Consider the following 201-nt stretch of genomic DNA (forward strand, 5'->3'; position numbering starts at 1 on the left):
TTTAGGTAGTTTAGTTTACTGAGTAAAAAAGCTTCCTGTTTTGATTCAAGCTACACCCTAAGAATCGAGACAAAATTCGCCAATGAATAGCGTATTTTAGCGCATCATGGCTCTTGGAATAAGTGGATTGGGGATTTTCCTCATAAAGCCAACCAAGTAAAAAAATACATGTCGGTGAATAGCGCAGCTTGGTAGCGCATC

The sequence above is a fragment of the Vibrio genomosp. F10 str. ZF-129 genome, from assembly GCF_000287055.2.
Classification (GTDB): Bacteria; Pseudomonadota; Gammaproteobacteria; order Enterobacterales; family Vibrionaceae; genus Vibrio.